Annotated in this window: 1 protein-coding gene; it reads right to left on the reverse strand. The window is 56.1% G+C overall.

All coding sequences use genetic code 11. The features are described from left to right. Positions 1-1231: calcium-binding protein (locus tag QT979_RS22375; RefSeq protein ID WP_333311726.1), on the reverse strand; the 1231-nt coding region annotated here is incomplete at both ends.

A 1231-nucleotide genomic window follows, 5' to 3' on the forward strand; every position in this document is an offset into this window, starting at 1 on the left:
GTGGGGTTAGTTGTTGTCCCCGTTGTGGGGTTAGTTGTTGTCCCCGTTGTGGGGTTAGTTGTTGTCCCCGTTGTGGGATTCGTTGTTGTCCCCGTTGTGGGGCTAGTTGTTGTCCCCTCAATGGTGAAGGGATTGTCGTTTACGCGCGGTATTTGAGCTGTAGTGAATCGAGATTCATCTAGCGAGGTCGATCGAACATCAATCAACACCGCCAAAAATTCCCCAGTTCGCCTGTCCCTAATAATCGTGTTGCTAGAATTCGAGCCTTGGCCCTGGAAAATTTCTAACTCTGTAAAGTTCAGACCTCCAGCCAGACCGATCGAATCTCCCGCATTAAAATCTCTAATTACATCAGCATCGCCGACTTCGCGGCCGCCAGTAGTGAGAAACCCGTTGCTACCAGGCGACGTACCCACCCTACCGAGAACAAAGATATCCGATCCGTCGCCTCCTGTCAGAGTATCCGAGCCGCGATCGCCCGAAAGAATATCATCCCCAGCATCTCCAGACAAAGAATCATTGCCGTCGCCCCCGAAGATCAGGTCATCACCCTCGCCGCCATCACCAGTATCGTTACCAACACCGCCGGTGATGACATCCCCGCCCTCCTGGCCCAACAAAATATCATTGCCCGCAGCGCCGATCAGGCAGTCATTACCCGTGTCGCCAAAAACAGTGTCACTGCCCTTGTCGCCCAAAATCAGGTCGTCCTCCCCACCACCGCGCAGACAGTCATTGCCTTTACCGCCGTACAGCGAGTCGTTGCCTTCAGCACCCAAGACAATATCGTTGCCCTGGTCGCCAAAAGCTACGTCACCGCCCTCGTCGCCAGAAACCAAGTCATCGCCTTTGCCGCCCCGCGCCGTGTCATTACCGCGCCCGCCCTCAACGATATCTTTACCAGCGCCACCGTTGAGAGAATCGTTACCGTCTTCGCCCCTGAGTAGATCGTCCCCGTCTCGACTCAAAAGTGTGTCGTCGCCGGCACCCCCGGCAATCGTGTCATTGAACAAACTGCCGATTAAATAATTACTGCCCTCATTTGCGACAACTAAGCCATCGACAAAAAGTGGCTCTGGGGGAGGCGTGGGAACTGTCAGAGGTGGCCGCGGCACCGGGGTGATTGAAATGTCCGGGCCCGTCCCCATCATCATCGGCTCCGTCCCCGTCATCATCGGCTCCGTCCCCGTCATCATCGGCTCCGTCCCCGTCATCATCGGCTCCGTCCCCG

This window comes from Microcoleus sp. w2-18bC1 (assembly GCF_036700365.1).
Lineage (GTDB): Bacteria > Cyanobacteriota > Cyanobacteriia > Cyanobacteriales > Microcoleaceae > Microcoleus.